The sequence below is a fragment of the Marinobacter sp. UBA2498 genome (assembly GCF_002341575.1).
Classification (GTDB): Bacteria; Pseudomonadota; Gammaproteobacteria; order Pseudomonadales; family Oleiphilaceae; genus Marinobacter; species Marinobacter manganoxydans.
Genome location: NZ_DDOI01000123.1, coordinates 2,992 through 9,503, shown reverse-complemented (window position 1 = coordinate 9,503; position 6,512 = coordinate 2,992). Strand labels below are relative to the sequence as shown.

Below are 6,512 nucleotides of genomic sequence, written 5' to 3'. Positions count from 1 at the left end.
CCAGGGTTTTCGCGGTGGCGTCGACCTTGTTCCGGGACAGGCAGTAAACGATGCCGCAGTCGCCCTCATGTTCGGCTTTAATAAAATCCAGTAACTGTTTGTTCGCGTTTATTTTTGGCGCTATACGGTACTGAATGTTGGGGCGATCGAAGCCACTGACGAAGTGTCTTGCCTCTGTCAGTGACAGTCGTTCTGCAATTTCCTTTCGGGTTCGCTCATCCGCGGTTGCGGTCAACGCGATGCGGGGTACGCCGGGAAACTGTTCTGCCAGCATGCTGAGCTGAAGGTAATCGGATCGGAAATCGTGACCCCATTGGGACACACAATGAGCCTCGTCGATAGCGAACAGCGAGATGGAGGCGTCATGCAGCAATTCGATGGTGCGCGGCTGTATCAGTCTTTCAGGGGCGCAGTACAGAAGGTCAAGCTCACCGGTCATGAGCGCGTATTCAGTCGCCCGGGCCTGCTCGAAATCCATGGTTGAATTCAGGAACGCAGCCCGGACCCCTAGCTCTTTCAATGCCGCAACCTGGTCCTGCATCAGGGCAATCAGAGGTGAAATTACGATCGCAGTGCCCGAGCGAACCAGCGCCGGCACCTGGTAGCAAAGAGATTTACCGCCGCCCGTCGGCATGAGCACAAGTGCATCGCGGCCTTCCGATACTTCCCGGATGATGTCACCCTGAAGCGGACGGAAGGATTCATAACCAAAGACTTCGTGCAGCACCTGTTCCGGATCACGGCCCGAGGTGGTTGGGCGCTCGGTGGAAAGCTGTTCGAAATCCTGATCAAGATACATAGAATAACCGGTTGCTCGGCTTGGAGCCGCTGTATTGATTCGGGTGGAGTGCCGGGTTCGGCGCAGTGGCGAATGATACCAGATTAACCCTGAGGATTGGCCAGCAAACCCACGGGCCGGGTGGAGGCAAACTAATCTAAGAAACGCTACAATACCGCGTTTTTGAACCACCGTTTCACGCCATACTGTGACAGACACTGATAACAACAGGGCTTCCATGCAGGAATTTGATGCCATCCGTCCCTATTCGGACGAAGAAACTGGCGCTGCTATCAACCGCCTGGTCAACGATCAGGAATTTCTGGATATGGTCGGTCGCTTCAAGTCACCGACTCTGGCCCGCTGGGCGCCGGCCATGTTGCGTGTGTTTACCCGTCGCTGGTTAAACAGCCATTTTGGTCACTACACACGAGTCGATGATCTCCAGGCCGGGCTTTCCAGCTACGTGGGTGAACTGGTTGAGAGCACAACCACGCGAGTAACGACCAGCGGGCTGGAGAACCTCGACAAGCGCGGCGCCTATCTGTTTATTTCGAACCATCGGGACATTGTTTTCGATCCCATGGTGGTGAACTACCAGCTGTTCCAGAATGGTTTCCATACCACCCGAATTGCGATTGGCGACAACCTGCTTGCCAACCGGGTGTTCGCTGAAATGATGCGACTGAACAAGAGCTTTGTAGTGCGACGCAGCATGACAAGCCCCCGCGAGATGCGTGATGCCTACATCACACTCTCCGGCTTTATCAACCACAGCATCGATACCAATCACAGCATATGGATTGCCCAACGCGAGGGCCGGGCGAAGGATGGGCTGGACTTTACCGACCCCGCCATCATCAAGATGTTCTATATGAGCCGCAAAAAAAGCGGGCTCGGGTTTGACGAAGCCATGAATCGGCTGCATGTGGTGCCAGTTTCCATTGCCTACGAGTACGATCCGTGCGATGCCGACAAAGCCCAGGAGCTGGAAACCCGGGCCCGGACCGGCCAGTACATCAAGCGAGAGGGTGAAGATACCGAACAGATCATGAAGGGACTGACCGGTTTCAAAGGGCACGTGCATGTGCACTTTGGTGCGCCCATCCATGATTCACCGGATAACCCGAAAGATCTGGCCGCCCGTATAGATCGGGAGATGCATGCAAACTATCACCTGCATGCCTCCAACCTGGTGGCTTATCAGCAGCGTGGTCTTCATCCCCAGGCCCACGATACGCCGGATACCGTCAGCGATTCAGTGGTTACTGCCGAAACCTGGTCACCGGCGGAAATGGAAGCTGCTGAAGCCGAGATGGAGCGGAGACTGGAAGCCTGCGATCCGGCCATCCGGCCTTATCTGCTGGATATGTATGCCAACCCAGTGGTTACCGCGCTCGAAGCCAATGCCGAGAAATCCGGCCATTCCGAATGAACCGGCACATAATTTTCAGACATGAGGTAAACCGTGCAGGATCTTCAGTACATTGAGATTGAAACCGGGGAAAACCCGACCGCAGCCGTCATCTGGCTTCATGGCCTTGGTGCGAGCGGCCACGACTTCGAGCCCGTAGTGCCGGAACTGGGCCTGCCGGAAGATACAGCGGTACGCTTCATCTTTCCCCATGCGCCCAATCTGCCTGTCACCATCAACGGTGGCATGTCCATGCCCGCCTGGTACGACATCAAGGCCATGGATATCGACCGTGTGGTGGATACGGAACAGTTGCGGGCGTCTGCCGATGCGGTCGCCAAACTGGTCGAGCAGCAAAAACACAAAGGCATCCCGCCGGAGCGTATTATCATCGCCGGATTCTCCCAAGGAGGCGCCGTTGCCTATGAACTGGGGCTCAGCTACCCGGAACGTTTTGGCGGTGTTCTGGCGCTTTCAACTTACTTCGCCACCGCGGACACGGTTGAGCGCTCTGAGGCCAATGCTGATGTGCCGATCAGCGTGTATCACGGAACCTTCGATCCGATGGTGCCGGAATCACTGGGTGTGCGCAGTGTCGAAACCCTGAAGGAGATGGGCTACGACCCTTCGTATCAGACATTCCCCATGGAACACAGTGTGTGCCTTGAGGAAATACAGGACATCGGCCGATTCATTCGCCGGCACCTGCTTTGAGGCACCGCCATGCCCTGGGTCAGACCCAGAGCATGGCGCCCATCTCCAACGGATGCGTCAGTGATTCGTGATAGGGGTACATCCTGAGCCTGAGAGTCTGCAAGCCGGGATAGGGGGGGTGCACGCGTGTAGAGAACACGGTTCGCCCCTCCGCTTCGCTTTCCTTATCCAGCAAGAAACTGTCGGGCCCCGGGCTGTTATGGGTGCCGGTGCATTCTGGGCTGACCAGGCACTCCACCCGCACATCCTCCGCTGACAGGCCATTGAGCCTTGCCTCGACTCTGAGTTCTACGCCGCCATCATGGGGGCAGGCAGCTTCGACGCAGCCAACCACGTTTAATTGCACTCCCGGCCAGGCATGCCTGACCCTTGCCTTCCAGTCTGCAAGTTCTTTGGCAACCTCGCCGTTGTCGGCCATCAGCAAAGCACCCTGGGTTGACGCCGGCTGGTAATAGTTATTGACGTAATCCATCACCATACGCCGGGCGTTAAACCTTGGTGTGATCGACTTCATCGAAGCCTTGGATCGCTGGACCCAGCCTTTCGAAAAGCCCTGGGAGGCGCGCTCGTAGTAGAGGGGAACCACTTCGAATTCGAGCAGATCGATCAGGTCCCGGGCCTCTTCCTCATTCCGGAATTCAGGGTCCAGTTCGGTATCCCTGGGAGGGATGCCCCAGCCATTTTTGCCGTCATAGCCTTCGCCCCACCAGCCGTCGAGCACGCTGAGATTAAGAGCGCCATTGAGGGCTGCTTTCTCGCCGGAGGTGCCACTGGCCTCTTTCGGGTATTCCGGTGTGTTCAGCCACACATCGACGCCACTGAGCAGCCTGCGGGCCATGGCCTGGTCATAGTCCTCCAGGAGAATCAGGTGCCCCATCAACGAAGGGTGCATGGAAAGGTCGTGGATTACCTTGATCAGTTGCTGACCGGGTTTGTCCTTGGGATGGGCCTTGCCGGCAAATACCAGCACCACCGGGCGGTCCGGATCGGTAAGGATGCTTTCGAGGCGTTCCAGGTCCGAGAAGATCAGCGTCGCGCGTTTGTAGGTGGCGAACCGCCTTGCAAACCCGATAACCAGCGTGTCTTTTTCCGAGGAAACAAGCTGCCGGGTCATCCTGTCAGTGACGGAATGGCCGGTGCCGTTGCGTTTATGCTGGCGCTTGAGCCGCTGGACAATGTATTCGCCCATTTGCTGTTTCAGGGCCTTGTGAACGCTCCAGTAGTGATAGTCCGGGATCTGGTCGATAAACTTCCAGAATTCCGGGTTCCGGAGTTCACTTTTCCACGTGGGCGCCTGTATATCGAACAGGCTGGACCATTCCGGCGCCAGAAACGTCGGTACGTGCACACCGTTGGTAATGTACCCGATAGGGTTTTCTGCCGACGGCACCTGGGGCCAGATATCGCCCTCCATCAACGAGGCGACACCACCGTGAATCCGGCTCACCCCGTTGTGGAAACGAGAGCCGCGCAGGCCCAGACTGGTCATGTTGAAACTGTCCCCACCGTCCTTCGAGCCCAGGGCAAACACCTGATCAAAATCCAGGGCAGATTCCTCGATATATCGCCCCAGGGCATGATGAACGAGGGAGCGGGGGAAGATGTCGTGGCCAGCCGGTACCGGCGTATGCGTTGTGAACAGCGTTGCGCCGGCAACGGCTTCAAGCGCGGCCTCGAAACTCAACCCGGAAACCATGGTGTGCCTGCAGCGTTCCAGAATCTGGAATGCGGCATGGCCCTCGTTGATATGCCAGACGGTCGGCTTTAGGTTCAGCGCCTCCACAACCCGGGTTCCACCAATGCCAAGCAGCATTTCCTGGCTGATCCGCGTGGACTCGTCGCCGCCGTAAAGCTGGAGCGTCAGATCCCGGTCTTCCGGGCCGTTTTCTTCGGTATTGCTGTCCAGCAGGTATAAGCGGATATGGCCTACGCGGGCTTCCCACACACGCGCCACAACATCACGCCCGGGGAAGGGGACGGAGACCTTGAGCCACTTGCCGTCTATCTCCACCGGTGAAATAGGTAATTCATCGCTGGAATGGGACTGGTAGCGCGCAATCTGCTGACCGTGGGCGTCGATACTCTGGATAAAGTAACCCTGCCGATACAACAGACCCACAGCGACAAAGGGCAGGGCCAGGTCACTGGCGGCCTTGCAATGGTCGCCGGCAAGGATGCCCAGGCCGCCGGAATAGATCGGAAAACTTTCGTGGAAGCCGAATTCGGCACAGAAGTAAGCCACAAGAGCCTGTTCCGGATCGAGCTTCTCCGTCACTTCCGGGCCGGGGCCAGCCTCGAGATAGGCATCGTAGCTGCTCAGGACCCGACGATACTCGGCCAGAAACGCCCGGTCTTCAGACGCTTCATCGAGTCGATCCTGGGCAACCCGCCGCAGGAAAAGCTTCGGGTTGTGCTCGACTTTCTGCCATAGCGGTAGGTCAATACGGACAAAAAGGCTTCGAACGCCGTGGTCCCAGCTGTAGAACAGGTCATTGGCAAGCTCTTCCAGTCGTTCCAGGGGTTCGGGAAGCAGGGGATGAGCTTCAAGTCGGAATTCCGTTGCTTTATGCATGTTGGTTGCCTCCAGGCGGGCAAGCGCTCGCACTAATCCAGCTGTTGTTGGTCACGTTCTTTGAGAATACGTTGATACAGATCGCCATAGGTGCGAGCCCGCTGCTTCCAGGAATAGTCGATCGCCATGCCGTTGTCCTGCAATCGCCGCCATTGCTTACGTTTTTCAAAAACCTGTAGCGCGCGGTTTACGGCAGCCAGTAACGAATCGGCATTGGCGCCGGTAAAAACGAATCCGGTGGCCTTGTCGATGCCAACCTCCTGAGGGTCCTGGACCGTGTCTGCCAGCCCGCCAACACCGTGCACCACCGGAATCGTGCCGTACCTGAGGCTGTACATCTGGTTGAGCCCACAGGGCTCGAATCTCGATGGCATCAGGAACAGGTCACATCCGGCCGTGATGCGATGGGAGAGCCCCTCGTTGTAGCCCAACGTGAGAGACATTTGCCCCGGCCATTGCCGGGCAAGGCGTTTCAGGGGCTCCTCGTAACTGGCTTCACCGGAACCAAGAACGACAAACTGGCAACCCTGTTCCAGCAAGTGCGGCATCACCGAAACCAGCCAGTCCACGCCTTTCTGTTCAACCAGTCGCCCGATGAAGCCCAGTAGTGGACCGCCGTTTACCTCCAGCCCGAGCTCTTGCTGCAGGCCGGCCTGGCACTGCGCCTTGTTCTTCAAGTGATTCCGACCATAGTGAAAAGACAGTTCAGGGTCCTCCTCGGGATTCCAGACCCGGTTATCGATGCCGTTGAGAATGCCGGTGAGCGCGTCCTGGCGGTGTCGGAGCAAACCATCAAGTCCATTACCGAATTCCGGGGTCTGGATCTCGAGCGCATAGGTCGGGCTGACGGTGGTGATTCGGTCACTGAAAACGAGGCCGCCCTTGATGAACGAAAGCTGCCCGTAGAATTCAAGCTGCTCGAGGTTCCAGAGCGAATCAGGCAGAGCCAGGGCACGGAAAGTCTCGTGGGAGAAGAGTCCCTGGTAGGCGAGGTTATGGATGGTAAACACAGTGCCGGGCCTGTCGTGGTAGGC

General features: G+C 57.4%; 5 protein-coding genes. 2 read left to right on the top strand and 3 right to left on the bottom strand.

Going from position 1 to position 6,512, the window contains the following annotated elements; all coding sequences use genetic code 11:
• A partial coding sequence (locus B2W52_RS17275; RefSeq protein WP_286803795.1) for a RecQ family ATP-dependent DNA helicase occupies positions 1–799 on the bottom strand: 799 nt, incomplete at its 3' end.
• A gap of 217 nt (positions 800–1,016) precedes the next feature.
• Between B2W52_RS17275 and B2W52_RS17270 the strand changes: the two genes are divergently transcribed.
• Positions 1,017–2,213, top strand: coding sequence for a lysophospholipid acyltransferase family protein (locus tag B2W52_RS17270; RefSeq protein ID WP_008169692.1), 1,197 nt, complete (start codon positions 1,017–1,019; stop codon positions 2,211–2,213).
• A gap of 33 nt (positions 2,214–2,246) precedes the next feature.
• Positions 2,247–2,906, top strand: a complete 660-nt coding sequence (locus tag B2W52_RS17265) for an alpha/beta hydrolase (RefSeq protein ID WP_008169693.1) — start codon at positions 2,247–2,249, stop codon at positions 2,904–2,906.
• A gap of 19 nt (positions 2,907–2,925) precedes the next feature.
• Here B2W52_RS17265 and glgP read toward each other — a convergent pair whose 3' ends face one another.
• Both glgP and B2W52_RS17255 read right to left on the bottom strand, forming a co-directional pair.
• Complete coding sequence (gene glgP, locus B2W52_RS17260; protein ID WP_193364064.1) at positions 2,926–5,478, bottom strand: alpha-glucan family phosphorylase; 2,553 nt, start codon at positions 5,476–5,478, stop codon at positions 2,926–2,928.
• 32 nt (positions 5,479–5,510) lie between these two features.
• Positions 5,511–6,512 (bottom strand): glycogen synthase (locus B2W52_RS17255; RefSeq protein ID WP_286803794.1); only part of this gene is annotated, 1,002 nt, incomplete at its 5' end.

Coding starts and splice junctions, on each gene's coding strand:
- B2W52_RS17270 (WP_008169692.1), top strand. CDS start 1,017: ATGCAGGAATTTGATGCCATCCGTCCCTATTCGGACGAAGAAACTGGC.
- glgP (WP_193364064.1), bottom strand. CDS start 5,478: ATGCATAAAGCAACGGAATTCCGACTTGAAGCTCATCCCCTGCTTCCC.